Source organism: Pseudomonas sp. R38(2017), assembly GCF_002112395.1.
GTDB lineage: Bacteria > Pseudomonadota > Gammaproteobacteria > Pseudomonadales > Pseudomonadaceae > Aquipseudomonas.
Genome location: NZ_NEHN01000001.1, coordinates 442,646 through 467,260 on the forward strand (window position 1 = coordinate 442,646; position 24,615 = coordinate 467,260).

The 24,615-nt window shown below is 61.2% G+C and carries 25 protein-coding genes; 22 read left to right on the forward strand and 3 right to left on the reverse strand.

The window, feature by feature from the left end:
* The first annotated feature begins 80 nt into the window (after window positions 1–80).
* The 4 genes from CAF87_RS02145 to CAF87_RS02160 all read left to right on the forward strand — a co-directional run bounded on the left by CAF87_RS02145 (window position 81) and on the right by CAF87_RS02160 (window position 3,247).
* Complete coding sequence (locus CAF87_RS02145; protein ID WP_085730448.1) at window positions 81–740, forward strand: transglutaminase family protein; 660 nt, start codon at window positions 81–83, stop codon at window positions 738–740.
* A gap of 43 nt (window positions 741–783) precedes the next feature.
* Window positions 784–1,407 carry a glutathione S-transferase family protein gene (locus CAF87_RS02150; RefSeq protein WP_085730449.1) on the forward strand — a complete coding sequence of 208 codons (624 nt, stop codon included), beginning with the start codon at window positions 784–786 and terminating at the stop codon, window positions 1,405–1,407.
* A gap of 131 nt (window positions 1,408–1,538) precedes the next feature.
* Window positions 1,539–2,471, forward strand: coding sequence for an ABC transporter ATP-binding protein (locus tag CAF87_RS02155; protein ID WP_085710948.1), 933 nt, complete (start codon window positions 1,539–1,541; stop codon window positions 2,469–2,471).
* Complete coding sequence (locus tag CAF87_RS02160; RefSeq protein WP_085710947.1) at window positions 2,468–3,247, forward strand: ABC transporter permease; 780 nt, start codon at window positions 2,468–2,470, stop codon at window positions 3,245–3,247. Before CAF87_RS02155 ends, CAF87_RS02160 begins: the two co-directional genes overlap by 4 nt.
* Before the next feature lie 54 nt (window positions 3,248–3,301).
* On the opposite strand, the gene CAF87_RS02165 is transcribed toward CAF87_RS02160, so the two are convergent.
* Complete coding sequence (locus CAF87_RS02165; protein ID WP_085730450.1) at window positions 3,302–3,820, reverse strand: DUF2062 domain-containing protein; 519 nt, start codon at window positions 3,818–3,820, stop codon at window positions 3,302–3,304.
* Between the two features lie 154 nt (window positions 3,821–3,974).
* Between CAF87_RS02165 and CAF87_RS02170 the strand changes: the two genes are divergently transcribed.
* The 12 genes from CAF87_RS02170 to CAF87_RS02225 all read left to right on the forward strand — a co-directional run bounded on the left by CAF87_RS02170 (window position 3,975) and on the right by CAF87_RS02225 (window position 15,431).
* Window positions 3,975–6,218 carry a DNA internalization-related competence protein ComEC/Rec2 gene (locus CAF87_RS02170; protein ID WP_085730451.1) on the forward strand — a complete coding sequence of 748 codons (2,244 nt, stop codon included), beginning with the start codon at window positions 3,975–3,977 and terminating at the stop codon, window positions 6,216–6,218.
* An 89-nt stretch (window positions 6,219–6,307) separates the two neighbouring features.
* On the forward strand, window positions 6,308–6,943 hold the full coding sequence (locus tag CAF87_RS02175; protein ID WP_162803506.1) for a MotA/TolQ/ExbB proton channel family protein: 636 nt from the start codon (window positions 6,308–6,310) through the stop codon (window positions 6,941–6,943).
* Entirely contained in the window at window positions 6,940–7,368 is a 429-nt protein-coding gene (locus CAF87_RS02180; RefSeq protein WP_007950767.1) for a biopolymer transporter ExbD, read from the forward strand. The genes CAF87_RS02175 and CAF87_RS02180 overlap by 4 nt, the downstream gene beginning before the upstream one ends.
* Window positions 7,368–8,378 carry a tetraacyldisaccharide 4'-kinase gene (gene lpxK, locus CAF87_RS02185; RefSeq protein WP_085730452.1) on the forward strand — a complete coding sequence of 337 codons (1,011 nt, stop codon included), beginning with the start codon at window positions 7,368–7,370 and terminating at the stop codon, window positions 8,376–8,378. Before CAF87_RS02180 ends, lpxK begins: the two co-directional genes overlap by 1 nt.
* A 24-nt stretch (window positions 8,379–8,402) precedes the next feature.
* A complete protein-coding gene (locus CAF87_RS02190) occupies window positions 8,403–8,588 on the forward strand; it encodes a Trm112 family protein (RefSeq protein ID WP_003179363.1) in 186 nt (61 codons plus the stop codon).
* The gene (gene kdsB, locus CAF87_RS02195; RefSeq protein WP_085730453.1) at window positions 8,585–9,349 is read left to right on the forward strand and encodes a 3-deoxy-manno-octulosonate cytidylyltransferase; all 765 of its coding nucleotides are present in this window, start codon (window positions 8,585–8,587) and stop codon (window positions 9,347–9,349) included. Before CAF87_RS02190 ends, kdsB begins: the two co-directional genes overlap by 4 nt.
* Entirely contained in the window at window positions 9,349–9,813 is a 465-nt protein-coding gene (locus CAF87_RS02200; protein WP_085730454.1) for a low molecular weight protein-tyrosine-phosphatase, read from the forward strand. Before kdsB ends, CAF87_RS02200 begins: the two co-directional genes overlap by 1 nt.
* Complete coding sequence (murB, locus tag CAF87_RS02205; protein ID WP_085730455.1) at window positions 9,810–10,829, forward strand: UDP-N-acetylmuramate dehydrogenase; 1,020 nt, start codon at window positions 9,810–9,812, stop codon at window positions 10,827–10,829. The genes CAF87_RS02200 and murB overlap by 4 nt, the downstream gene beginning before the upstream one ends.
* A gap of 243 nt (window positions 10,830–11,072) precedes the next feature.
* Complete coding sequence (locus tag CAF87_RS02210) at window positions 11,073–11,543, forward strand: (2Fe-2S)-binding protein (protein ID WP_085710940.1); 471 nt, start codon at window positions 11,073–11,075, stop codon at window positions 11,541–11,543.
* On the forward strand, window positions 11,540–13,861 hold the full coding sequence (locus tag CAF87_RS02215; protein WP_085730456.1) for a xanthine dehydrogenase family protein molybdopterin-binding subunit: 2,322 nt from the start codon (window positions 11,540–11,542) through the stop codon (window positions 13,859–13,861). The genes CAF87_RS02210 and CAF87_RS02215 overlap by 4 nt, the downstream gene beginning before the upstream one ends.
* A complete protein-coding gene (locus CAF87_RS02220; RefSeq protein WP_085730457.1) occupies window positions 13,861–14,838 on the forward strand; it encodes an XdhC family protein in 978 nt (325 codons plus the stop codon). Before CAF87_RS02215 ends, CAF87_RS02220 begins: the two co-directional genes overlap by 1 nt.
* Window positions 14,835–15,431, forward strand: coding sequence for a nucleotidyltransferase family protein (locus CAF87_RS02225; RefSeq protein ID WP_085730458.1), 597 nt, complete (start codon window positions 14,835–14,837; stop codon window positions 15,429–15,431). The genes CAF87_RS02220 and CAF87_RS02225 overlap by 4 nt, the downstream gene beginning before the upstream one ends.
* Before the next feature lie 68 nt (window positions 15,432–15,499).
* On the opposite strand, the gene rne is transcribed toward CAF87_RS02225, so the two are convergent.
* Window positions 15,500–18,733 (reverse strand): ribonuclease E, encoded by a 3,234-nt coding sequence (gene rne, locus CAF87_RS02230; RefSeq protein ID WP_085730459.1) that lies wholly within the window; start codon window positions 18,731–18,733, stop codon window positions 15,500–15,502.
* A gap of 697 nt (window positions 18,734–19,430) precedes the next feature.
* Here rne and rluC point away from each other — a divergent pair.
* Genes rluC through sppA form a run of 3 tightly spaced genes read left to right on the forward strand, consistent with a single transcriptional unit; the run spans window position 19,431 to window position 22,056 of the window.
* Window positions 19,431–20,393, forward strand: a complete 963-nt coding sequence (gene rluC, locus CAF87_RS02235) for a 23S rRNA pseudouridine(955/2504/2580) synthase RluC (protein ID WP_025113008.1) — start codon at window positions 19,431–19,433, stop codon at window positions 20,391–20,393.
* Window positions 20,380–21,042 (forward strand): HAD-IA family hydrolase, encoded by a 663-nt coding sequence (locus tag CAF87_RS02240; RefSeq protein WP_085730460.1) that lies wholly within the window; start codon window positions 20,380–20,382, stop codon window positions 21,040–21,042. The genes rluC and CAF87_RS02240 overlap by 14 nt, the downstream gene beginning before the upstream one ends.
* 24 nt (window positions 21,043–21,066) lie before the next feature.
* Window positions 21,067–22,056, forward strand: a complete 990-nt coding sequence (sppA, locus tag CAF87_RS02245) for a signal peptide peptidase SppA (RefSeq protein WP_085730461.1) — start codon at window positions 21,067–21,069, stop codon at window positions 22,054–22,056.
* A 46-nt stretch (window positions 22,057–22,102) separates the two neighbouring features.
* Here sppA and CAF87_RS02250 read toward each other — a convergent pair whose 3' ends face one another.
* A complete protein-coding gene (locus CAF87_RS02250; RefSeq protein ID WP_085730462.1) occupies window positions 22,103–22,681 on the reverse strand; it encodes a nucleoside triphosphate pyrophosphatase in 579 nt (192 codons plus the stop codon).
* A gap of 106 nt (window positions 22,682–22,787) precedes the next feature.
* Here CAF87_RS02250 and CAF87_RS02255 point away from each other — a divergent pair, with 106 nt between their 5' ends.
* From CAF87_RS02255 to plsX, 3 genes are read left to right on the forward strand one after another with little or no spacing between them, the layout of a single operon-like run.
* The gene (locus CAF87_RS02255; RefSeq protein ID WP_038364482.1) at window positions 22,788–23,315 is read left to right on the forward strand and encodes a YceD family protein; all 528 of its coding nucleotides are present in this window, start codon (window positions 22,788–22,790) and stop codon (window positions 23,313–23,315) included.
* A 13-nt stretch (window positions 23,316–23,328) separates the two neighbouring features.
* Window positions 23,329–23,511, forward strand: a complete 183-nt coding sequence (gene rpmF, locus CAF87_RS02260) for a 50S ribosomal protein L32 (RefSeq protein WP_003179396.1) — start codon at window positions 23,329–23,331, stop codon at window positions 23,509–23,511.
* Between the two features lie 4 nt (window positions 23,512–23,515).
* Window positions 23,516–24,526 (forward strand): phosphate acyltransferase PlsX, encoded by a 1,011-nt coding sequence (plsX, locus tag CAF87_RS02265; protein ID WP_085730463.1) that lies wholly within the window; start codon window positions 23,516–23,518, stop codon window positions 24,524–24,526.
* The last annotated feature ends 89 nt before the right edge of the window (window positions 24,527–24,615 follow it).

A 24,615-nucleotide genomic window follows, 5' to 3' on the forward strand; every position in this document is an offset into this window, starting at 1 on the left:
CGTGCATGTTTGGCCGAAACGTCGTTATCTCTGTGCTGAACCTCTCGCTAGACTCGAGGCTCAATCAGGAGAATGTCGTCATGCACGAGTATCTGAGCCCCGGCCGCTTTATCGATAGTGACCACCCCTCGGTGGTGGAGTTCGCCGAGCAGCACCGTGGTGCCAGTCGCGACCTGCGCGCGCAGGCGATCAGTCTTTATTACGCCGTGCGCGAGGCGGTGCGTTACAACATGTACACCTTCAGCCGCGACCCGCAGACCTTGCGCGGCAGTTACGCGCTGGCGGCGGGTGAGAGTTATTGCGTGCCCAAAGCCACGCTGCTCGCCGCTTGCGCGCGCCATTGCGGGATCCCTGCACGAATTGGTTTGGCGGATGTGAAAAATCATCTGTCGACGCCGCGTCTGCTTGAGCTGCTGAGAAGCGAGGTGTTCGCCATGCATGGTTATACCGAGCTGTTTCTCAATGATCGCTGGGTGAAAGCCACACCCGCGTTCAACCAGAAGCTCTGCGAAATGTTCAACGTTGCACCGCTGGAATTCGACGGCATGAACGACAGCGTTTTTCACCCTTACAACAGTGATGGCGCGCTGCTGATGGAGTACCTGGTCGATCACGGTCAGTTCGCCGATGTACCGGAATCCTTTTTCTTCGAACATCTGCGGAAATGTTATCCGCACCTGTTCAACGATCAGCAGAAACCGTTGTCCAGTGACATGCGCGGTGATGTCGGCAGCCTCTGATCCGGCGTATGCTGCCTGCCCATTTACTGGAAAAGAGGCGGTCATGCTGAAGATCTGGGGTCGCAAGAATTCGTCGAATGTCAGAAAACCGTTGTGGGCTGCCGAAGAGCTCGGGCTGGCCTACGAGGCCATTGATGCCGGTGGTGCGTTTGGTGTGGTCGACACACCGGAGTACCGGGCAATGAACCCGAACGGGCGGGTGCCGGTGATACAGGACGACGGTTTTGTGCTGTGGGAATCCAATGTCATCGTGCGTTACCTGCTGGCAAAACATGCGGCCGATACCGCGTGGTACCCGGCGGATCCGCAGACCCGCGCCACCGCTGACAAGTGGATGGACTGGACGACTTCCAGTTTTGCAGGCCCTTTCCGCACGGTGTTCTGGGGCGTTCTGCGCACCCCGGCGGACAAGCAGGACTGGCCGGCGATCCATGCCGCGATCAAGGAATGCGAGGGCTTGCTGGCGATGGCCGATCAGGCCCTGAAAAACCAGCCGTACCTGTCCGGCAGTGAAATCGGCATGGGCGACATTCCGCTTGGCAGTTTCATTTATGCCTGGTTCGAGATGCCGATCGAGCGCGCGCCGATGCCGCATCTGGAGGCCTGGTACGCGCGACTGAAGCAGCGTCCGGCGTATCGCAAAGCCGTCATGACCGCGTTGACTTAATACCTACTATCGACACACTTGACTGTACTTGTGCGGCGGCGGCAAGCACCATTGCGCTTGTGCGCCGCGGTTGTCTCCCTCGCCGCCCGCCGTCATTCAGTCCTTTTTCTCTTCTTGGTGCGTAATCCGATATGAGTTCCGCTCTGTCCATCCGGCAGCTAACCAAAACCTACGGCAACGGGTTCCAGGCCTTGAGTGGTATCGATCTGGACGTCGCTGAAGGTGACTTCTTCGCCTTGCTCGGCCCCAACGGCGCCGGCAAATCCACGACCATCGGCATTCTCTCGACCCTGGTCAACAAGACCAGTGGCACGGTGAATATCTTCGGCCACGACCTGGACAAGAACCCGGCGGCGCTCAAGCGCTCGATCGGCGTGGTGCCCCAGGAATTCAACTTCAACCAGTTCGAAAAGACCTTCGACATCGTCGTAACCCAGGCCGGGTACTACGGTATTCCGGCGAAAATCGCCAAGGAACGCGCCGAGCAGTACCTGACTCAGCTCGGCCTGTGGGACAAGCGCGATGTGCCGTCGCGTTCGTTGTCCGGCGGCATGAAGCGTCGCTTGATGATCGCCCGGGCGCTGGTGCATGAACCGCGTCTGCTGATCCTTGACGAACCGACCGCCGGGGTGGATATCGAGCTACGTCGCTCGATGTGGACGTTCCTCACCGAACTGAACCAGAAAGGCATCACCATCATCCTCACCACGCATTACCTGGAAGAGGCTGAGCAGCTGTGCCGCAACATCGGCATCATTGACCACGGCACCATCGTCGAGAACACCAGCATGCGTCAGTTGCTCGGGCAACTGCATGTGGAAACCTTCCTGCTCGACCTGAAGAACGATCTGGCGGTTGCACCGCAACTGGCCGGCTACCCGGCCCGTCTGGTGGATGCGCATACCCTGGAAGTCCAGGTCGACAAGTCCATGGGCATCACTGCGCTGTTCGGCCAACTGGCCCTGCAGAACATCGAAGTGCTGAGCCTGCGCAATAAAACCAATCGCCTCGAGGAGCTGTTCGTGTCCCTGGTGGAGAAAAATCTGTCGAAGGTGGCGGTATGAGTTCCGAGCTGCGCCCCAACCTCGTCGCCCTCAATACCATCGTTTACCGCGAAGTCCGGCGCTTCACGCGGATCTGGCCGCAGACCCTGCTGCCGCCGGCGATCACCATGGTTCTGTACTTCGTGATCTTCGGCAACCTGATCGGCAAGCAGATCGGCGGCATGGGTGGCTTCAGTTACATGGAGTACATCGTGCCGGGGCTGATCATGATGTCGGTGATCACCAACTCCTACGGCAACGTGGTGTCGAGTTTCTTTGGCAGCAAGTTCCAGCGCTCCATCGAAGAGCTGATGGTGTCGCCGGTGTCGCCGCACACGATCCTTATCGGCTATACCCTCGGTGGCGTCCTGCGAGGCCTTATGGTGGGTGTGATCGTGACGATTCTGTCGTTGTTCTTCACCAGCCTGCAGGTGCATCACCTGGGCGTCACCGTTCTGGTGGTGGTGCTGACGGCGACGATTTTCTCGTTGCTGGGCTTCATCAACGCCGTGTTTGCACGCAACTTCGATGATATTTCGATCATCCCGACGTTCGTGCTGACCCCGCTGACTTACCTCGGTGGCGTGTTCTACTCGATCACCTTGCTGCCGCCGTTCTGGCAGACCGTGTCGCTTGCCAACCCGGTGCTGCACATGGTCAACGCCTTCCGTTACGGGATCCTGGGCGTTTCGGACATTCGCATCGGTATCGCGATCACCTTCATGCTGGTGGCGACCGTAGTGCTGTACTTCGGTTGTGCGCGGTTGCTGGTGAGCGGCCGCGGCATGCGTACCTGATTCGCCCTGTGCTGCAATGCAAAACGGCCTCCCACAGTGGAGGCCGTTTTGCATTCACGACTGGCGACTTTTCTTGCGCCGAGCCCATTGCCGGGCCACCCACCAGCGCCAGTACATCATCACCACGCAGTAGGCGAGAGCGCCCAGCGCCAGTCCGACCACAACCGAACCCAGCAGGAAGGGTTGCCACAAGGTCGAGAGTTCACCGCTGATCCACTCCCAGGTCAATTCGTCGGGGAGCGTGCGTGCGGGAACATCCATCAACCACGCCCCCGCTTGATAGGTGCAGAAGAACACGGCCGGCATGGTGATCGGATTGGTCAGCCAGACCAGGCTGACGGCAATCGGCATGTTGCCGCGCACTGTGACCGCCAATGCCGCCGCCACCAGCATTTGTGCCGGAATCGGCAGAAACGCCGCGAACAGGCCAACGGCCATGGCCCGGGCAACAGAGTGACGGTTGAGATGCCAGAGGTTCGGGTCATGCAGCAACGTGCCGAGAAAGCGTAAGGATTTGTGTTCCCTGATGCTCGTCGGATCGGGCATGTAACGTTTGAATAAGCGCCGGGGCATAAGGCTTCTCGGTCGGTTAAGGCGGCAAGTATGTCTGGATTCTACGAACCGCCCATTCAGACTTTGTGACAATTGATAACGGCGGCCGCGACCAACACCCGCTATGCCTTGAGAGGGGAGACTTTTCTGGAAAGTCGTAATCAAGGACGAGCGTATGCGCACAGGGATGATCGCGCTGGCGGTCGGTCTGCTGGTTCCGGTTTTTTTGCCGGCGTTGCCGCCGGTCGGGTGGATGGTTTTGCTGCCGGTCGGGGCGCTGATGCTGCTGCCGTTTCGCAGTTACCCGCTGGCATTCTTGCTGTTCGGCTTCGCGTGGTCGTGCATCGGCGCACAGTGGGCGCTGGATGATCGATTGCCATCGAAGCTGGACGGCGAGACGCGCTGGGTCGAAGGGCAGGTGGTTGGCCTGCCGCAGAATGGTGATGGAGTTGTACGCTTCGAACTGGCCGATGCACGTTCGCGGCACGAGAAACTGCCGTCGCTGATGCGTCTGGCCTGGTACTCCGGGCCGCCGGTCAACAGCGGTGAGCGCTGGCGGCTGGCGGTCAAACTCAAACGTCCCGGCGGGCTGCTCAATCCCGATGCCTTCGATTACGAGGCCTGGTTGTTGGCGCAACGCATCGGTGCCAACGGTACGGTGAAGGATGGCGACCGGCTGGCGGCAGCGCAATGGGCATGGCGCGACAGCATCCGTCAGCGTCTGCTGGATGTGGACACTCAGGGACGGGGCGCAGCGCTGGCGGCACTGGTGCTGGGTGATGGCTCGGGGCTCAGTCGCGAGGACTGGCAGATCCTGCAGGACACCGGCACCGTGCACCTGCTGGTGATTTCCGGGCAGCACATCGGTCTGCTGGCGGCGGTGATGTATGGACTGATCGCCGGGCTGGCGCGATTCGGTGTGTGGCCATTGCGTTGGCCATGGCTGCCGTGGGCCTGTGGTCTGGCGTTCGCTGCGGCGTTGGGTTATGGCCTGCTGGCCGGGTTCGATGTGCCGGTGCGGCGGGCCTGCGTGATGGTTGCGCTGGTGTTGCTGTGGCGATTGCGCTTTCGCCATCTCGGTGCCTGGTGGCCGTTTTTGCTGGCTTTCAATGGTGTGCTGCTGATGGACCCGCTGGCCAGTCTGCGCCCGGGATTGTGGTTGTCTTTCACGGCGGTGGCGGTGCTGATTTTCACGTTCGGTAGTCGTCTGGGGCCTTGGCGCTGGTGGCAGACCTGGACGCGGGCGCAATGGTTGATCGCTATCGGCCTGTGCCCGGTGTTGCTGATTCTGGGGTTGCCGATCAGCCTCAGCGGGCCATTGGCCAATCTGTTGGCGGTGCCGTGGATCAGTTTTGCGGTGCTGCCGCCGGCATTGCTGGGCACTTTGTTGTTGCCGATTCCCTATGTCGGCGAAGGGCTGTTGTGGATTGCCGGCGGGTTGGTCGATGGATTGTTCCAGGCTCTGGCCCTGATTGCCGGGCACTGGCCGGCGTGGGTTGCGGCATCGATGCCGGGTTGGGTACTGGCGCTGGGCTGCATCGGTGCTGTGCTGTTATTGCTGCCCCGAGGCGTTCCGTTGCGTCCCTTGGGCTGGCCGTTGTTGCTGGTGCTGGCATTTGCGCCCCGGGAGCGGCAGGCCGAAGGCGTGGCGGATGTCTGGCAACTCGACGTCGGCCAAGGGCTGGCGATTTTGATCCGCACCCGCCATCACACATTGCTGTACGACAGCGGCCCGCGTTTCGGTGACTTCGATGTGGGTGAGCGGGTGGTGTTGCCGGCCTTGTACAAACTGGGTGTGGAGCGACTCGACCTGATGCTGCTCAGCCATGCCGACGCCGACCACGCCGGTGGCGCCTTGGCGGTGGCAAACGGCTTGCCGGTCAGCCGGGTGATCAGCGGCGATCCGCCGGGTCTCCCCGAAGCGCTGAACGCAGAAACCTGTGAAAGTGGTCGGCAATGGCAGTGGGACGGCGTTGCCTTTCATCTATGGCAATGGGCCGATGCCCACGACAGCAACCAGCGTTCCTGTGTCCTGCAGGTCGAAGCCAACGGCGAGCGGTTGCTGCTGACCGGCGATATCGACACCGCTGCCGAACGGGATTTGCTCAACAGCGCCCTGGCGGTCCCGACCCAGTGGCTACAAGCCCCGCACCATGGCAGCCGCAGTTCTTCCTCAATGGCGTTGCTCAAGGTTTTGCAGCCCCGAGACGTGCTGGTCTCCCGGGGGCAGGGCAACTCGTTCGGGCATCCGCATCCGACGGTCATCGCCCGTTACCGCAAGTTGGGTTTGCGCATTCATGACAGCGCCGAGCAGGGGGCCATTCATCTGCAACTGGGCAGATTCCAGCCGGCCCGGTCGATGCGTCAGCAGCGTCGGTTCTGGCGCGACCCGCCGCTGCCGGGGGCAGAGTACCGTTGAGCACAGGCAGCGCACGGTCGTCGGGGCGACGGGTCTTTATCGCGAACCGGTATGGTAAAGTGGCGCACTTTTTCGAGGGGGCTGTCACTGTGTGGGAATTGGTCAAATCCGGCGGCTGGATGATGTTGCCGATCATTCTGAGTTCCATTGCCGCCATGGCGATCGTCGCCGAGCGCCTGTGGACGCTGCGCGCCAGTCGCGTCACCCCCGAGCATCTGCTGGGTCAGGTCTGGGTCTGGATCAAGGACAAGCAGCTCAACAAGGAAAAACTCAAGGAATTGCGCGCCAATTCGCCGCTGGGTGAAATCCTCGCCGCGGGCCTGGCCAACTCCAAGCATGGTCGCGAGATCATGAAAGAGTGCATTGAAGAAGCCGCCGCCCGGGTCATCCACGAGCTGGAACGCTACGTCAATGCGCTGGGCACCATCGCCGCCATGTCGCCGTTGCTGGGGCTGCTGGGTACGGTACTGGGCATGATCGATATTTTCAGCGCTTTCACCGGTTCCGGCATGACCACCAACGCCTCGGTGCTCGCCGGTGGTATCTCCAAGGCGCTGATCACCACTGCGGCGGGCCTGATGGTCGGTATCCCGTCCGTGTTCTTCCACCGTTTCCTGCAACGCCGCATCGATGAACTGGTGGTCGGCATGGAGCAGGAAGCAATCAAACTGGTGGAAGTGGTGCAGGGCGACCGTGACGTCGATCTGGCCGGGGGCAAAGCGTGAAATTCCGTCGCAAGCCCCGGGAAACCATCGATATCAACCTCGCGTCGCTGATCGACGTGGTGTTCATTCTGCTGCTGTTTTTCGTCGTGACCACCACCTTCACCCGCGAAACCCAGTTGCGCGTCGATCTGCCGGAAGCAGTCAGCGGTTCGCCGGCCGAGGATCAGCAGGTCAAGCAACTGGACGTTGCCATCAGCGCTGAAGGTGTGTTCTCGGTGAACAACAAGATTTTGCCGAAGAACGACCTGGCGACCCTGATGGAAGCCATGCAGAAGGAAGCCAACGGTGACACCAACATGCCGTTGTCGATCAGTGCCGATGGCAAGACCCAGCACCAATCCGTGATCACCGCCATGGACGCGGCCGGCAAGCTCGGTTTCAGCCATTTGCGCATGACCACGGTCGAGGCGGCGCCCAAATCCTGATGGCCATGTCTGATCGTCTGCTCGCCGCTTGGTATCAGGGGCATCCGGCCCTGACGCTGTTGCGGCCGCTGGAGTGGCTGTACCGTCGCGTCGTGGCCGGCAAGCGCCAGCGTTTTCTCGACGGCGAAGGTGAGATTTATCAGTCGCCGGTGCCGGTGATCGTGGTCGGCAATATCACCGTTGGCGGTACCGGCAAGACCCCGATGATCCTGTGGCTGATCGAGCACTGCCGACGCCACGGGCTGCGGGTCGGTGTGGTCAGTCGCGGCTACGGCGCCAAACCGGTGCAGCTGCCATGGCGAGTCGAGTCTGATCAGACTGCCGACATCGCCGGCGACGAACCTTTGCTGATCGTGCAGCGCACCGGCGTACCGCTAATGATCGATCCCGATCGCAGTGCCGCCGTCAGAGCCCTGCTGGACAGCGAGCCGCTGGACCTGATCCTGTCCGACGACGGCATGCAGCATTATCGCCTCGCGCGGGATCTGGAACTGGTGCTGATCGACGCCGCCCGTGGCCTTGGCAACCAGCGTTGCCTGCCCGCCGGCCCCCTGCGCGAACCGGCCGAGCGCCTGCAAAGCGTTGACGGGGTGCTGTTCAACGGCGCCCTTGAGGATCGCGACGGCGGATTCGCTTTCCGCCTCAAACCGTCGGCGCTGGTCAATCTGCGCAGCGGCGAACGCCGTCCGCTCGATCATTTTTCGTCCGGTCAGGCCGTGCACGCGGTGGCCGGGATCGGCAATCCGCAACGTTTCTTCAATACCCTCGAAGCGCTAGACTGGCGGCCTGTGCCCCACGCGTTTGCCGACCACGCCGAATATAGCGTGCAGGCCTTGAGTTTCACGCCGTCATTGCCAGTGGTGATGACTGAAAAGGACGCGGTGAAGTGCCGCGCCTTCGCTGCCGCCGACTGGTGGTACCTGGCAGTCGATGCCGTGCCGTCGCCGGCCTTCGTGGCCTGGTTCGACACGCAGCTGATGCGCCTGTTGCCGGATCGTCTTTTGCCTTAAACCGTTTTTATCCAGGGAATGTTCATGGACACCAAATTGCTCGACATCCTCGCCTGCCCGGTCTGCAAAGGCCCGCTCAAGCTCAGCGCCGACAAGACCGAACTGATCAGCAAGGGCGCCGGCCTGGCGTACCCGATCCGTGACGGCATCCCGGTCATGCTGGAAAGCGAAGCCCGCACCTTGACCACCGACGAGCGTCTGGATAAATGACCACCGCCTTCACCGTTGTCATCCCGTCGCGCTACGCCTCGACCCGCCTGCCGGGTAAACCGCTGCTGGATATCGCCGGCAAGCCGATGATCCAGCACGTCTGGGATCAGGCGAGCAAAAGCAGCGCCAGTCGCGTGGTCGTGGCTACCGACGATGCGCGCATCGTCGAAGCCTGCAAGGCTTTCGGCGCCGAAGTGGTGCTGACCCGTGAAGATCACAACTCCGGCACCGACCGTCTGGCCGAAGTCGCCGCGAAGCTGGGCCTTGAGTCGGATGCCATCGTGGTCAACGTGCAGGGTGACGAACCGCTGATCCCGCCAAGCGTGATCGACCAGGTCGCCGCCAACCTTGCGGCCCATACCGAAGCGCGCATGGCCACCCTGGCCGAGCCGATCGAGGACGTGGAAACCCTGTTCAACCCGAATGTGGTCAAGGTTGTCAGCGACCTCAACGGTCTGGCGCTGACCTTCAGTCGCGCGACCCTGCCATGGGCCCGCGATGCGTTCGCCAAGAGCCGCGACGTGCTGCCAGAAGGCGTGCCGTATCGCCGCCACATCGGCATCTATGCCTACCGCGCCGGTTTCCTTCAGGACTTCGTGAGCTGGGGCCCGTGCTGGCTGGAAAACACCGAATCCCTCGAGCAATTGCGTGCCCTGTGGCACGGCGTGCGGATTCACGTGGCTGACGCATTGATCGCGCCGCCAACCGGAGTCGACACCGCCGAAGACCTCGAGCGCGTCCGTCGCCTGCTGGAGGCCTGATGCGCGTTCTGTTCGTGTGCCTGGGCAACATCTGCCGTTCGCCCACTGCCGAAGGCGTGATGCGCGCCAAGTTGCGAGAAGCGGGGCTGGCGGATCAGGTTGAGGTGGCTTCCGCCGGCACCGGCGACTGGCACGTCGGCAATCCGCCGGACAAGCGCAGTCAGGCAGCGGCCAAACTGCGCGGTTATGATCTGTCGGCGCAACGCGCCCAGCAGGTCAGCCGCGCCGATTTCGCCAGTTACGACCTGATCCTCGCCATGGACAACAGCAACCTGCGCAACCTCAAGGCTTTGCAACCGTCTACCGGCAAGGCCGAGCTGGACTTGTTCCTGCGTCGCTATGAAGGCGAAGTCGATGAAGTGCCGGATCCGTATTACGACGGCGATCAGGGTTTCGAGCAGGTGCTGGATCTGATCGAGCGCGCCTGCGACCGGTTGCTGATCGAAGTGAAGGGCCGGTTATGAGTTTGCAGGTACACCCTCAGGTTTCCCTGAAACCGTTCAACACCTTTGGCGTCGACGTTCGCGCGCAACTGTTTGCCGAAGCCCACAACGACGGTGATGTGCGCGAAGCCCTGGCTTATGCGACCGCCCACGATGTGCCATTGCTGGTTATCGGTGGCGGCAGCAATCTGTTGCTGACAGCGGACATTTCGGCACTGGTGCTGCGCATGGCCAGTCGTGGCATTCGTGTCATCAGCGATGACGGCGACCGCGTGGTGATCGAAGCAGAAGCTGGCGAGCCGTGGCACCCGTTCGTCCAGCACACGCTGGCACTGGGTTTTTCGGGGCTGGAAAACCTCAGCCTGATCCCCGGCACCGTCGGCGCCGCGCCGATGCAGAACATTGGTGCCTACGGCGTCGAGATCAAGGACGTGTTTGCCGGCCTGACGGCGCTGGATCGCCAGACCGGCGAGTTGCGCGACTTCAGCCTGGAAGAGTGCAACTTCGCCTACCGCGACAGCGTGTTCAAGCAGCAACCGGGTCGTTGGTTGATTCTGCGAGTGCGCTTCAAGCTTGATCGTGTCGCGCATCTGCACCTGGAATACGGCCCGGTGCGTCAGCGCCTGACCGAACAGGGCATCGAGCAGCCAACGCCGACGGATGTCAGCCACGCGATTTGCAGCATCCGCAGCGAGAAACTGCCGGACCCGGCCGTGCTGGGCAATGCCGGCAGCTTCTTCAAAAACCCGTTGGTGTCAGCGGCGGTGGTTGCGCAGATCAAGGCGCAGCACTCGGATCTGGTGGCTTATGCGCAACCGGACGGGCAGATGAAGCTGGCGGCGGGTTGGTTGATCGAGCGAGCGGGCTGGAAAGGTTTCCGTGAGGCCGATGCCGGCGTGCATAAATTGCAGGCGCTGGTGCTGGTTAATTACGGCGCGGCAACCGGGCTACAACTGCTCGATCTGGCCCAACGTATCCAGAAAGACATTGCAGAACGTTTCAATGTCGAGCTGGAAATGGAGCCTAACCGTTATTGAGGCTACGCTTTCAAGGCACAATCCAAAGCCCTGCACTATTTAAAAAGTGCAGGGCTTTTTTGTTAATCCCGGGTTAACTTAGCCAGCTAACGATAAACCCTTTGCTCCACCAAAGGCCCGGTGCAGACGTTTTCGTCGGCACAAGAGAGCCTCATTAGCCTGAGTCGATCTGCGTGAACCCACCGCTGATTTCCGGCGGCAGATTGCTCGACCCCATAACCTCATGAATATGCGGGCGTGCCCATGATTACCCTGAAACTCAATGGCCAAGACCATCCACTCGATGTCACCGAGGACATGCCTCTGTTGTGGGCAATCCGTGACGTCGCCGGTTACAACGGCACCAAATTCGGCTGCGGCATGGGCCTGTGCGGCGCCTGCACCATTCATATCGACGGATTGCCGGTGCGTAGCTGCATCACGCCGATCGGTTCGGTGGCCGGGCAGAATGTAACGACCATCGACAACCTGCACGCCGATCCGATTGGCCAGATCGTCCAACAAGCCTGGCTCGACACCGCCGTGGCTCAGTGCGGTTTCTGTCAGGGCGGGCAGATCATGTCCGCCACCGCGTTGCTCAAGACCAACCCTAACCCGAGCGACGAGCAGATCGAAGAGGCGATGGTCGGCAACATCTGCCGCTGCGGCACCTACAACCGAATCAAGACCGCCATCCGCCAGGCCTCCACCCACTTGAAGGAGGCCAAGGCATGAGCCGTCTACCGAACGATTTCGCTCTGAGCAATCTGAGCCGCCGGGGCTTCCTCAAGGGTGTCGGCGCAACCGGCGCGCTGGTGCTGGCCGCGAGTTGGGGCTGGCAGGATGCATTGGCCGAAGACAAGCCGAAGAAATTCGGTGCCGATGGCATGCCCAACGGCTGGATCGATGATCCGAAGGTTTACGTCAGTATTGCCGCCGACGGCACGGTGACCGTGGTCTGCAACCGCTCGGAAATGGGCCAGGGTGTGCGCACCAGTCTGACCATGGTGGTCGCCGATGAACTTGAGGCCGATTGGGCTCACGTCAAAGTGCAACAGGCACCGGGCGATGAAGTGCGTTTCGGCAACCAGGATACCGATGGCTCGCGCAGCATGCGTCACTGGTACGAACCGATGCGTCGTTGCGGCGCCGCTGCCCGGACGATGCTGGAGCAGGCAGCCGCCGCACAGTGGAAGGTGCCGGTCGGCGAGTGCCGCGCGCAACTGCACAAAGTCATTCACCAGCCTTCCGGGCGTGAGCTGGGATACGGCGAGCTCGCCGCTGCAGCCAGTGCGTTGCCGGTTCCGGGGCGTGACAGCCTGCGGCTCAAGCAGCCGTCGGAATTCCGCTACATCGGCAAGGAAGGCACCAAGGCCATCGATGGCAATGACATCGTCAATGGACGCGCCGTGTATGGGGCCGATGTGCATTTCGACGGCATGCTGTACGCCGTGATCGCTCGCCCTGCGGTGTACGGCGGCAAGGTCAAGTCAGTGGACGACAGCGCCGCGCTGAAGGTGCCGGGCGTGCTGAAAGTCATCCAGATCGAACCCCGGCCATTGCCTTCGGAATTCCAGCCGCTGGGTGGCGTTGCCGTGGTGGCCAGCAACACATGGGCGGCGCTCAAGGGCCGCGAGGCGCTGAAAATCGAGTGGGACGACGGCCCGAACGCCAGTTACGACTCGATCGCCTACCGCAAGGAACTGGAAGCCGCTTCGCTGAAACCGGGCAAGGTCGTGCGCAACACCGGCGACATCGAAAAGGCCATCGGCAGCGCTGCCAGCACCCTGGAGGCCTCCTACTATTTGCCGCATCTGGCACAGGCGCCGATGGAACCGATGGTGGCCATCGCACGCTATAAAGAGGGTGTGTGCGAGGCTTGGGCGCCGAGTCAGGCACCGCAGGTCACCCGTGAGCGGATCGCCGAACGCCTCGGTCTGCCGTTCGATAATGTGACCTTCAACGTGACCCTGCTCGGCGGTGGTTTCGGTCGCAAGTCCAAACCGGATTTTGTTGTCGAAGCTGCCATTCTCGCCAAAGAGTTTCCCGGCAAGGCTGTGCGGGTCCAATGGACGCGCGAAGACGACATCCACAATTCGTATTTCCACACAGTATCGGCCGAGTACCTCAAGGCCGGCGTGGGCAAGGACGGTTTGCCGTCTGCCTGGCTGCATCGCACGGTGGCGCCGAGCATCACCGCGCTCTTTGCGCCCAACATGAATCACGAAGCCGCGTTCGAGCTGGGCATGGGCTTCACCAACATGGCCTACGCGATTCCCAACGTACGTCTGGAAAACCCAGAAGCCACGGTACACACGCGGGTCGGCTGGTATCGCTCGGTGTCGAACATTCCCCATGGCTTCGCGATTCAGAGCTTTGTCGACGAACTGGCGCACAAGGCCAAGGAAGACCCGCTCAAGTACCAGATCAAATTGCTCGGCCCGGATCGACAGATCGACCCGCGCACGCTCAGCGAAGAGTGGAACTACGGCGAATCCCCCGAGCGTTATCCAATCGACACCGGACGCATGCGTACCGTTCTGGAAACCGCGGCCAAGGCTGCGGGTTGGGGGCGCCAGTTGCCCAAGGGCCGTGGTCTCGGCCTGGCAGTGCATTACAGCTTCGTCACTTATGTGGCGGCGGTGATCGAAGTCGAGGTCAAGGACGACGGCACGCTGATCGTGCACAAGGCCGATATCGCCGTGGATTGCGGGCCGCAGATCAACCCGGAGCGCATTCGTTCGCAGTTCGAAGGTGCGTGTGTGATGGGCCTGGGCAATGCCGTCTGGGGCGAGATCAGCTTCAAGGACGGCAAGGTGCAGCAGGACAACTTCCATATGTATGAAGTGGCGCGCATGTCGCTGGCGCCGAAGGAAGTCGCGGTGCATCTGGTGACGCCGCCGGGCGAGGTGCCGCTGGGCGGCGTCGGTGAGCCGGGCGTGCCGCCGATTGCGCCAGCGCTGTGCAATGCGATCTTCGCTGCGACCGGCCAGCGCATCCGCAGCCTGCCGGTGCGTTACCAGTTGCAGGGCTGGCAAAAGGCGCAAGCGTGATGGACAGCGCCGATCTCAATGTCCTGCGCAGCGTCCTGGAATGGCGCCGCGCCGGGCAGCGGGTGGTGCTGTTCAGTGTGGTGCAGACCTGGGGCACTGCGCCCCGGGCCCCCGGCGCGATGCTGGCGTTGCGCGAGGATGGTGTGGTGATCGGTTCGGTGTCCGGCGGCTGTGTCGAGGACGATCTGATCGCCCGGCTGCATGACGGGCGGATTCCCGTCGACGGGCCGCCAGTACAGTTGATCACCTATGGCGTGACGCGGGATGAGGCGGCGCGGTTCGGCCTGCCTTGCGGCGGCACTTTGCGCCTCACCGAAGAGCGTGTCGGCGACACGGCATGGGTCGCCGAGTTGTTGGCTCGTTGTGAGGCTCACGAAATCGTTGCTCGTGAGCTGAACCTCGAAAGCGGTGAAGTGATTCTTTCGCCGGCGAGCAAAACGGATGCATTGGTTTTCGACGGCAAGACCTTGCGCGCCATCTACGGCCCGCGCTGGCGTCTGCTGCTGATCGGTGCAGGACAGTTGTCGCGCTATGTGGCCGAGATGGCGCGATTGCTGGATTTCGAAGTGCTGATCTGCGATCCCCGCACCGAATTCGTGTATGACTGGGAAGAGCAGCATGGCCGCTTTGTCCCGGGCATGCCGGATGAAGCGGTGCTGAACATTCAGACCGACGAACGCACCGCCATCGTTGCCTTGACTCACGATCCGCGTCTGGACGACATGGCGCTGCTGACGGCGCTGGATTCCAGGGCCTTTTACGTCGGCGCCCTGGGCTCGCGCGTCAACAGTCTCAAGCGCCGGGAATACCTGGCTGAGCTAGGCTTGTCGCAAGCGGCCATCGCTCGATTGCACGGGCCGATCGGTCTGCCCATCGGCAGTCATTCCCCGGCGGAAATCGCGTTGTCATTGCTGGCGGAAATCGTCGCGATCAAGAATGGTGTCGAGTTGAAGCAGAAGAAGGCAGAGCGCGCATGAGTCGATCCATTGGCGTGATTGTGCTGGCGGCAGGCGAGGGCAGCCGCTTTCGCGAAGTGGCTGGCGCCGACAAGGACAAGTTGTTGGCCGATTGCACGGGGCGCGACGGGGCTGTGCGCTCGGTGATCGAGCAGACGTTGGTGAACCTGCCGGTGAGTCTCGACAAGCGAGTGCTGGTGACGACCGAAGTGCGGCCGCAGGCGATGCGTATGGCGCAAGCTTACGGGTGTGACATTGTCTCGATCGAGTCCACGGGGATGGGCGACAGCATTGCGGCGGGCGTTGCCGCTTGCCCGGATCTGGATGGCTGGTTGATTGTGCTGGGCGATATGCCGTTCATCCTGCCGTCGAGTATTGAGCGGGTGGTGGCGGCGATTGCCGACGATGCGGTCAGTGTGCCGGTGCAGGGCGGCGAGTTTGGGCATCCGGTCGGATTTGGTCGCTCGTTTGGGCCGGGGTTGATGGCATTGTCCGGTAATCGCGGGGCCAGACCTTTGTTCAAGCAGGGGCGGGTAGTGGAAGTGGCGGTTGATGATCCCGGTGTGCTGTGGGATATCGATGTGCCGCAGGCGCTGGTTTTTCCGCCGGCCTGATACAAACCTCGAGGTATAAAAAAGCCCCGCCTGGATCACCAGGCGGGGCTTTTTATTGGCGGTCGGAATCAGACGAGAGGTTTAGGCTCGTGTTCTTTTTCCTGGGCCTTTTCGTGGTGCTCGACCGCTTCCTGTACGGAGCGCGGTGCTTCGGCAATCACTTCTACGGCAGCTTCTTCCGCGACCGGGGCAGGGGCTGCCTCGACCACTTCGGCAACGGCTGGAGCAGCGGCGGCAGCGGCAGCCAGTTCGGCTTCCTTCTGCAGGCGCTCTTCTTCACGCTTGCGACGACGCACTTCACGCGGGTCGTTCGGGGCGCGGCCACTTGGCGTCAGGGCGCTGACCGGAGCAGGCGCAGCGACTGGCGCTGGTGCTTCGGCAACGACTGGCGTTTCTACGACCGGCGCTTCAACGGCAGGTGCCGGTTCAGCGACAACCACTGGTTCAGCGGCCTTGGCATCTTCCACGACAGGCGCTTCAACCACTGGCGCTGGTGTTTCAGCGACGGCCGGCTCGGCGACCCAGTTGAAAGCGGTCTGTTCTTCGCGAACTTCACGCACGGTTTCGGTCACGGTTTCAGCGACGGTCTCGACAACCGGCTCTGCCACTGCAACAGGTTCCGGGGCGACGAAAGCAGGTTCGGCAGCGACTTCAACCTTAGGCTGAGCTTCGCGAACCGGCGCCACTTCGACTTCCGGAGCAGCCACCACTTCTACCGGAGTGGTGGCTTCAACCACCGGCGCTTCAACTGGAGCGGTTTCCAGCGTTGCAGCGGTAGCGCGTTCAGCTTGCTCGTGGGCCTGAGCTTCGGCCGGAGCGCTGATCACGGTGCTGGCAACAGCGGCAGTAACGGCCAGGCCGGCAGCCAGATCGGCAGTGCTTGGCTCGGCGGCTCCAGCGTTCTCGGTGGACTCTTCCGAACCTTCGATCACGTTGCCGTTGGCATCGCGCTGACGCTCGCGACGGTTGCTGCGACGACGCTGACCACGGGAGCGGCGGCGTGGACGATCGCCTTCGGCGTTCTCCGAACCGTCTTCCGGCAGTTGCTCTTCGCTGGTGGTGATTTCTTCTTCAGCCACGGCAGCAGCGGCTTGCTCGGCACGCGGTTGACGCTCTTCACGCGGTGGGCGTGGCGCGCGTTCTTCACGCGGCTGACGGGCTGGGCGCTCTTCAGCGGTGGCAGCAACGGCGGTAGCAGCGGCTGGCGCAGCATCCAGAGGTTCACGCAGTTCGCGTACGCGTTCTTCACGCTCGCCACGCGGCTTGCGATCTTCACGTGGAGCACGTGGTGCACGTTCTTCACGAGGGGCGCGTGGTGCGCGTTCTTCGCGGGCTGCCGGTGCTTCGTCACGGGACTCGCGTGGCTCGCGCAGTTCACGGGCTTCACGAGGCTGGCGCTCTTCACGTGGCTCACGCGGTGCGCGTTCCTCACGTGGAGCACGCTCTTCACGCGGCTTGCGTTCTTCATCGCGGCGACCGTTACGGTTGCGGCTCTGCTGACGACCGTTGCGACGCTCTTCGTTGCGGGCCGGACGCTCGGCGGCAGGTTTTTCAACCACAACCGGAGCAACAGGCTCTTCTTTAGTGGCGAACAGGCTGACCAGCGACTTCACCAGGCCTTTGAACAGGCTTGGTTCTGGCGCGGCAACAGGAGCAGGCGCTGGCGCCGGTGCGGCAACTTCGGTCGGAACCGGAGCGTTGGCGCGGGCCGGAGCGGTCTTGACCGCAGCTTCCTGGCGAACCAGGGTGCGGGTCGCGGCGGCTGGCTGGACGTCTTCGACTTCGGCAGCAGCGGCAGCGATTTCGTAGCTGGACTGGTTGGTCGCGGCTTCCGGGCTGTCGTCACGCAGACGCTGAACTTCGAAATGCGGGGTTTCGAGGTGGTCGTTCGGCAGGATGACGATGCGGGCGCGGGTGCGCAGTTCGATCTTGGTGATCGAGTTGCGTTTTTCGTTGAGCAGGAACGCGGCCACCGGGATCGGCACTTGTGCGCGAACTTCGGCGGTGCGGTCCTTCAGGGCTTCTTCTTCGATCAGGCGCAGGATCGCCAGGGACAGCGATTCGACGTCACGGATGATGCCGGTGCCGCTGCAGCGCGGGCAGACGATGCCGCTGCTTTCGCCGAGCGAAGGACGCAGGCGCTGACGGGACATTTCCAGCAGGCCGAAGCGCGAGATGCGGCCGATCTGCACGCGGGCGCGGTCGGCTTCCAGGCATTCGCGGACTTTCTCTTCCACGGCGCGCTGGTTCTTGGCAGGGGTCATGTCGATGAAGTCGATGACGATCAGGCCGCCGATGTCGCGCAGGCGCAACTGACGGGCGATTTCTTCGGCCGCTTCAAGGTTGGTCTGCAGGGCGGTTTCTTCGATGTCGCTGCCTTTGGTGGCGCGCGCCGAGTTGATGTCGATGGACACCAGGGCTTCGGTCGGATCGATGACGATGGAGCCGCCGGAAGGCAGTTCGACGACGCGCTGGAAAGCGGTTTCGATCTGGCTTTCGATCTGGAAACGGTTGAACAGCGGAACGCTGTCTTCGTACAGCTTGATCTTGCTGGCGTACTGCGGCATCACCTGGCGGATGAAGGTCAGGGCTTCGTCCTGGGCTTCAACGCTGTCGATCAGCACTTCGCCGATGTCCTGGCGCAGGTAATCGCGGATGGCGCGGATGATGACGTTGCTTTCCTGGTAGATCAGGAACGGCGCGGAACGATCCAGGGAGGCTTCCTTGATAGCGGTCCAGAGTTGCAGCAGGTAATCGAGGTCCCACTGCATTTCTTCGCTGCTGCGGCCCAGGCCGGCAGTGCGCACGATCAGACCCATGTCGGCTGGAGCGACCAGGCCGTTCAGCGCTTCGCGCAGTTCGTTGCGCTCTTCGCCTTCGATGCGACGGGAGATGCCGCCGGCACGCGGGTTGTTCGGCATCAGAACGAGGTAACGACCGGCCAGGCTGATGAAGGTGGTCAGGGCTGCACCCTTGTTGCCACGTTCTTCTTTTTCGACCTGAACGATGACTTCCTGGCCTTCGCTCAGGACGTCCTTGATGTTGACGCGGCCTTCGGGGGCTTTCTTGAAGTATTCGCGGGAGATTTCTTTGAGGGGCAGGAAGCCGTGGCGCTCGGAGCCGAAATCGACAAAGGCAGCCTCAAGGCTTGGTTCGATGCGAGTGATGCGGCCTTTATAGATGTTGGCCTTTTTCTGCTCGCGTGCACCGGATTCGATGTCCAGGTCGTAGAGGCGCTGGCCATCTACCAGTGCAACACGCAACTCTTCGGGTTGAGTTGCGTTAATCAGCATTCTTTTCATGTAGTACCGTCGGTTTCCGGGCTGCCGGAAACGGCGTTCGGCACACACGACTTCTCACGGTCGGTGTCAGGTGCGTCGGGAGTGGTTGGCCATTCCCGTGTCCAGCGATGTCCGGCCAATTGGGCCGTTATCGCGACGTACGCGTCCTGCTTGCTGTGGCTACTTAAGCACTCAGTCAGGAGGAGGAATCAACCGTGGCTGTGGACGAGATGAAGCGTCTTGATAAAGCCTGTTGCTACACAGTCCAGCGGTTGTGCATCTCCACCCTACACGTATCCCTGATAATTCGGGTGCTGCCGCGCGCAGAATCCGCAGCGGGTTGGCATTTACCGTGAGCTCCGAAAGGGGAGGTCACGCATCATGGCTAATTCAGGCGGTGTTTCCGGCGCTTTCGCTCGGGGTCATCCGCGGCTGACTGCACTTTGTGAACTGGCCGTGAATATGGCTCGCGTGGCGAGTCAGAACTCTGCTTTGCGGCGTGATTCAGGCCTCATGTCACCTGCGCTTGTTACAGCTGCAAACTCCACCGTTACGTAGCGAAAGCCCCGTAGGACGGCCTCGCGTCCTGGTGAATTGCGTTGGTCAGGGCCGGTTTTTGACCGTGGTTCCGCTGTCCAGGCCGCTTTTGGCGGCGTTCGCGACTATAGCAGCAATGATTAAGTGCTTCAATTCCATAAAAATTGTTATCATCCGCGCCATGACGACTACTGCCCCTTCGACTCCAGGCGTTCAATTGCTTGAGGTCTCGCCGGAATATGCCGGCCAACGAATCGACAATTTCCTCCTCGCCCGGCTCAAAGGCGTGCCCAAGACCTTGATTTACCGCATTTTGCGCAAAGGCGAAGTGCGAGTTAACAAGGGGCGGATCAAGCCCGAATACAAGCTGCAGGCCGGCGATATCGTGCGCGTGCCGCCGGTGCGCGTGCCTGAACGCGATGAGCCAGTGCCGCTTGCCCAGGGGCTGTTGCAGCGCCTGGAGGCCTCGATTGTCTACGAAGACAAAGCCCTGATCGTGATCAACAAGCCCGCCGGCATTGCGGTTCACGGTGGCAGTGGCTTGAATTACGGCGTTATCGAAGCCTTTCGTCAGTTGCGCCCCGATGCCAAGGAGCTCGAGCTGGTTCACCGTCTCGATCGTGATACCTCCGGCCTGCTGATGATCGCCAAGAAGCGCAGCATGTTGCGTCACTTGCATGCCGCGTTGCGTGGTGACGGTGTCGATAAGCGCTACATGGCACTGGTTCGCGGCAACTGGGCGACCTCGATCAAGCAAGTCCGTGCGGCGCTCGGCAAGAGCAATCTGCGCTCCGGCGAGCGCATGGTTGAGGTCGACGAGGAGGAGGGCAAGGAGTCTGTGACCGTGTTCAAGGTCCTGCGTCGCTTTGGCGATTTTGCCACTCTGATCGAAGCCAAGCCGATCACCGGTCGTACGCACCAGATCCGCGTCCATACATTGCACGCCGGGCACTGCATTGCCGGTGACACCAAATACGGTGATGACAGTTTCAGTAAGGAAATCCGTGATCTGGGCGGCAAGCGCCTGTTCCTGCACGCCTACATGCTGACCGTGCCGCTGCCCGATGGCGGTGAACTCAAGTTGCAGGCGCCGGTCGATGAAATGTGGGCCAAGACTGTGGAGCGATTGAGTGCGCCCATCTGATTACAAGCTGCTGATTTTTGATTGGGACGGCACGCTGGCCGATTCCATTCATCGGATTGTCGAGGCAATGCACTCGGCATCCGAGCGATCAGGTTTCGAGTTGCGTGATGATTTTGCCGTCAAAGGCATCATCGGTCTGGGCTTGCCCGAAGCGATCCGCACCTTGTATCCGGACATCAGCGATGCCGAAATGACCTTGTTTCGCGAGTATTACGCGGATCACTACATCGCCGCGGAAGCCGTGCCTTCGCCGTTGTTCGAAGGCGTAGTCGAGTCGATGGCGTCCTTTCGCGAGCAGGGTTACCACTTGGCGGTCGCGACCGGCAAGAATCGCCGCGGGCTGGATCGGGTGCTTAAGGCCAATGACTGGGAAGATTATTTCGATATCACCCGTGCTGCCGATGAAACGGCGAGCAAGCCACACCCTCTGATGCTGGAGCAGATCCTTGCGCATTGCGGTGTGCGTGCTGAACAGGCGCTGATGGTCGGCGATTCATCCTTCGATCTGTTGATGGCGCGCAATGCAGGGATGGACTCGGTGGCGGTCAGTTACGGTGCGCAATCGATCGAGTCGCTGCAGCAGTTTGAACCGCGACTGTCGATTGACCGGTTTTCTGAATTGCATGCCTGGCTGGCTCAGCGGGCTTAATACGTTTTTGCTGGGGTGGATGGCATGACCGACGAATGGAAAGCACCGGCCAAGGCAACTGCCGACGACGGTGACGCGAAAAGCTGGAAGCTACTGGAAAAGACTCTGCTGGCCGGTGTGCAAGAGCAGCGTCGCTCCAGGCGTTGGGGAATCTTCTTCAAACTGCTGACGTTTGTTTATCTGTTTGTTGCGCTGATCCTGTTCACGCCGTTGATGGACATGGAAAAAAGCGCCACGCGTGGTCCGAACTACACCGCGTTGATCGACGTCACCGGCATGATTGCCGACAAGGAGCCGGCCAGTGCCGACAACATCGTCGGCAGTCTGCGGGCGGCGTTCGAAGACAAAAAGGTCAAGGGCGTGATCCTGCGTATCAATAGCCCGGGTGGCAGTCCGGTGCAGTCGGGTTATGTGTATGACGAGATCAAGCGCCTGCGCGGCCTGCATCCGGATACCAAGGTGTATGCGGTGATTTCCGATCTCGGTGCCTCCGGTGCCTATTACATTGCCAGTGCTGCGGATCAGATCTACGCCGACAAGGCGAGCCTGGTCGGTTCTATTGGTGTGACAGCAGCCGGTTACGGCTTTGTCGGCACCATGGAGAAGCTGGGCGTCGAGCGTCGCACCTACACTTCCGGCGAGCACAAGTCGTTCCTCGATCCGTTCCAGCCGCAGAAGCCGGAAGAGACGGCGTTCTGGCAAAGTGTGCTGGATACCACGCACAAGCAGTTCATCAACAGCGTGAAGCAGGGGCGTGGTGATCGCCTGAAGGATAAAGAGCATCCGGAGTTGTTCTCCGGGCTGGTCTGGTCTGGCGAGCAGGCGCTGCCGCTGGGGCTGATCGATGGGCTGGGCAATGCCAGTTCGGTGGCGCGTGACGTGATTGGCGAAAAGGAACTGGTGGACTTCACCGTTCAGGAATCGCCGTTCGACCGCTTCTCGAAGAAGCTCGGCGCCAGCGTTGCCGAGAAACTGGCAATGTGGATGGGTTTCAACGGCCCGTCGTTGCGCTGATCGAATGCTGCAAGAAAAACCGGCCCGAGGGCCGGTTTTTTGTGGGTCATGGAATCTGTACGCCTTCGGCCAGCAGCATGTCGATCAGGCGAATCAGTGGCAGGCCAATCAGGCTGGTGGCGTCGGGCCCCTCGGTGGATTGGAACAGGCTTACGCCCAGTCCTTCGGCCTTGAAGCTGCCAGCACAGTCGTAGGGCTGCTCTGCGTGCAGGTAGCGCTCGACGCGGATCTGATCCAGTACGCGCATGTGCACGGTGAAAGGCACGCAGTCGACCTGGCAGCGGCCTGTCTGGCTGTTGAGCAGGGCCACGCCGGTGAGGAAGGTCACGCTGGCGCCGCTGGCGGCCATCAGTTGTTCGCGGGCGTTTTCAAAGGTGTGCGGCTTGCCGATGATTCGCTCGCCGAGTACGGCAACCTGGTCGGAGCCGATGATCAGATGGGCGGGGTGGCTGTCGGCCAGTGCCCGGGCTTTCTGTTCGGCGAGGCGTTTGACCAGCTCGATTGCGGACTCGTTCGGGCGATGGCTTTCATCGATATCCGGTGAGCTGCAGACGAACGGCAGGCGCAGGCGGCTGAGCAATTTTCGACGATAGGTCGAGCTTGAAGCGAGTAATAAAGGCAGCATTCGCATCTCCAGAGGCAGGCGACAGATTCTAGCGGAGCCGCGCAAGTGACGGACAGGGCACAATTTCCTTTGACATGGGTGGGTGCATCCCTATAATGCTGCGCCTATGTTGAATGACCCGATTCCACCTCACGTTGACCCGCGCAAATTGGCTGACCGTGGCACCACCCTTCAAGGTGAACTGCTGCTGGCCGATTTGAAGAGACTCTGCGACCCGCTTTCCGACGATGTCGGTACGGTGCAGGCTAAATTCGTTTTTGAACGAGATGAACGTAAATCTGTGGTGATTCACAGCTTTATCGACACCGAAGTCAAAATGGTTTGCCAGCGTTGTCTTGAGCTGGTCACCCTGCCGATCCACAGCGAATGCAGTTACGCTGTAGTGAAGGAGGGTGCGAATACCCAGTCGTTACCGAAAGGTTATGACGTGCTGGAACTGGGCGAAGATCCTTTGGATCTGCAGTCACTGGTCGAGGAAGAGCTTCTGCTCGCCTTGCCTATTGTGCCTGCTCATCATCCGGAAGAATGCCAGCAGCCGGCGGGAGCAGATGAGCCCGAACCGAGCGAGGACGAGGTAACGCGGTCCAACCCGTTCAGTGTATTGGCGCAGTTAAAGCGTGACCCAAACGTTTAGGAGTTAATCAATTATGGCTGTTCAGCAGAACAAAAAATCCCGCTCTGCCCGTGACATGCGCCGTTCGCACGACGCTCTCGAGGCTAGCACCCTGTCTGTAGAAAAAACCACTGGTGAAGTTCACCTGCGTCACCACGTATCGCCAGAAGGCGTATACCGTGGCCGTAAAGTGATCGACAAGGGCGCTGACGAGTAATCACTTGTCCGCTCAAGTCATCGCGATTGACGCAATGGGCGGGGACTTCGGTCCCCGCAGCATTGTTCAGGCCAGCCTTGCTTGCCTTTCTGCTACGCCCTCGCTGCACCTGACCCTTGTCGGTCAACCCTCCCTTCTTGAAGAACTGATCACCGGCCAGTCGGCTGCCGATCGCGCGCGCCTGACGATCGTTCCTGCGTCCGAAGTCATCACCATGGACGAAAAGCCTGCCCAGGCTTTGCGTGGCAAGCCGGATTCGTCGATGCGTGTCGCTCTCGAATTGCTGCGTGATGGCAAGGTCCAGGCCTGTGTCAGTGCCGGGAATACCGGTGCGTTGATGGCGCTATCGCGATTTGTGCTCAAGACCCTGCCGGGGATTGATCGTCCGGCCATGGTTGCCGCGATTCCTACGCAGAAGGGCTACTGCCAGTTGCTCGATCTGGGCGCCAACGTTGATTGCAGTGCCGAGCATTTATTGCAGTTTGCTGTGATGGGGTCTGTGGCGGCACAAACGCTGGGCATTGCCCGTCCGCGGGTTGCGCTGCTGAATATCGGCACCGAGGACATCAAGGGCAATCAGCAGGTCAAGCTTGCTGCGACTTTGTTGCAGGCCGCCAGAGGCATCAATTACATCGGTTTCATCGAGGGCGACGGCTTGTATCGCGGCGAGGCGGATGTGGTGGTTTGTGACGGTTTCGTCGGCAATATCCTGCTGAAATCCAGTGAAGGCCTGGCGACAATGATCGCCGCGCGCATCGAGGCGCTGTTCAAAAAAAATCTCGCTTCCCGTGTTGTCGGCGCTCTGGCGCTGCCATTGATGAAGCGCCTTCAGGCTGATCTGGCGCCTGCGCGACACAACGGCGCAAGCTTCCTCGGTTTGCAGGGGATTGTGGTGAAAAGTCACGGTTCGGCCGGGGTTCAGGGGTTTCAGAGCGCCATTCAGCGAGCACTGATCGAGATTCAGGAGAATCTTCCTGAGCGCCTGCACGGCCGTCTGGAGGATTTGTTGTCTTAGGCGTTTTCGTCGGACAATGCTTAAATGTGACCGCCCGGTTCAAAGGGCCATCCAACTGTCAGTTTCTTGCGTCCCTCTAGCGGGATGCC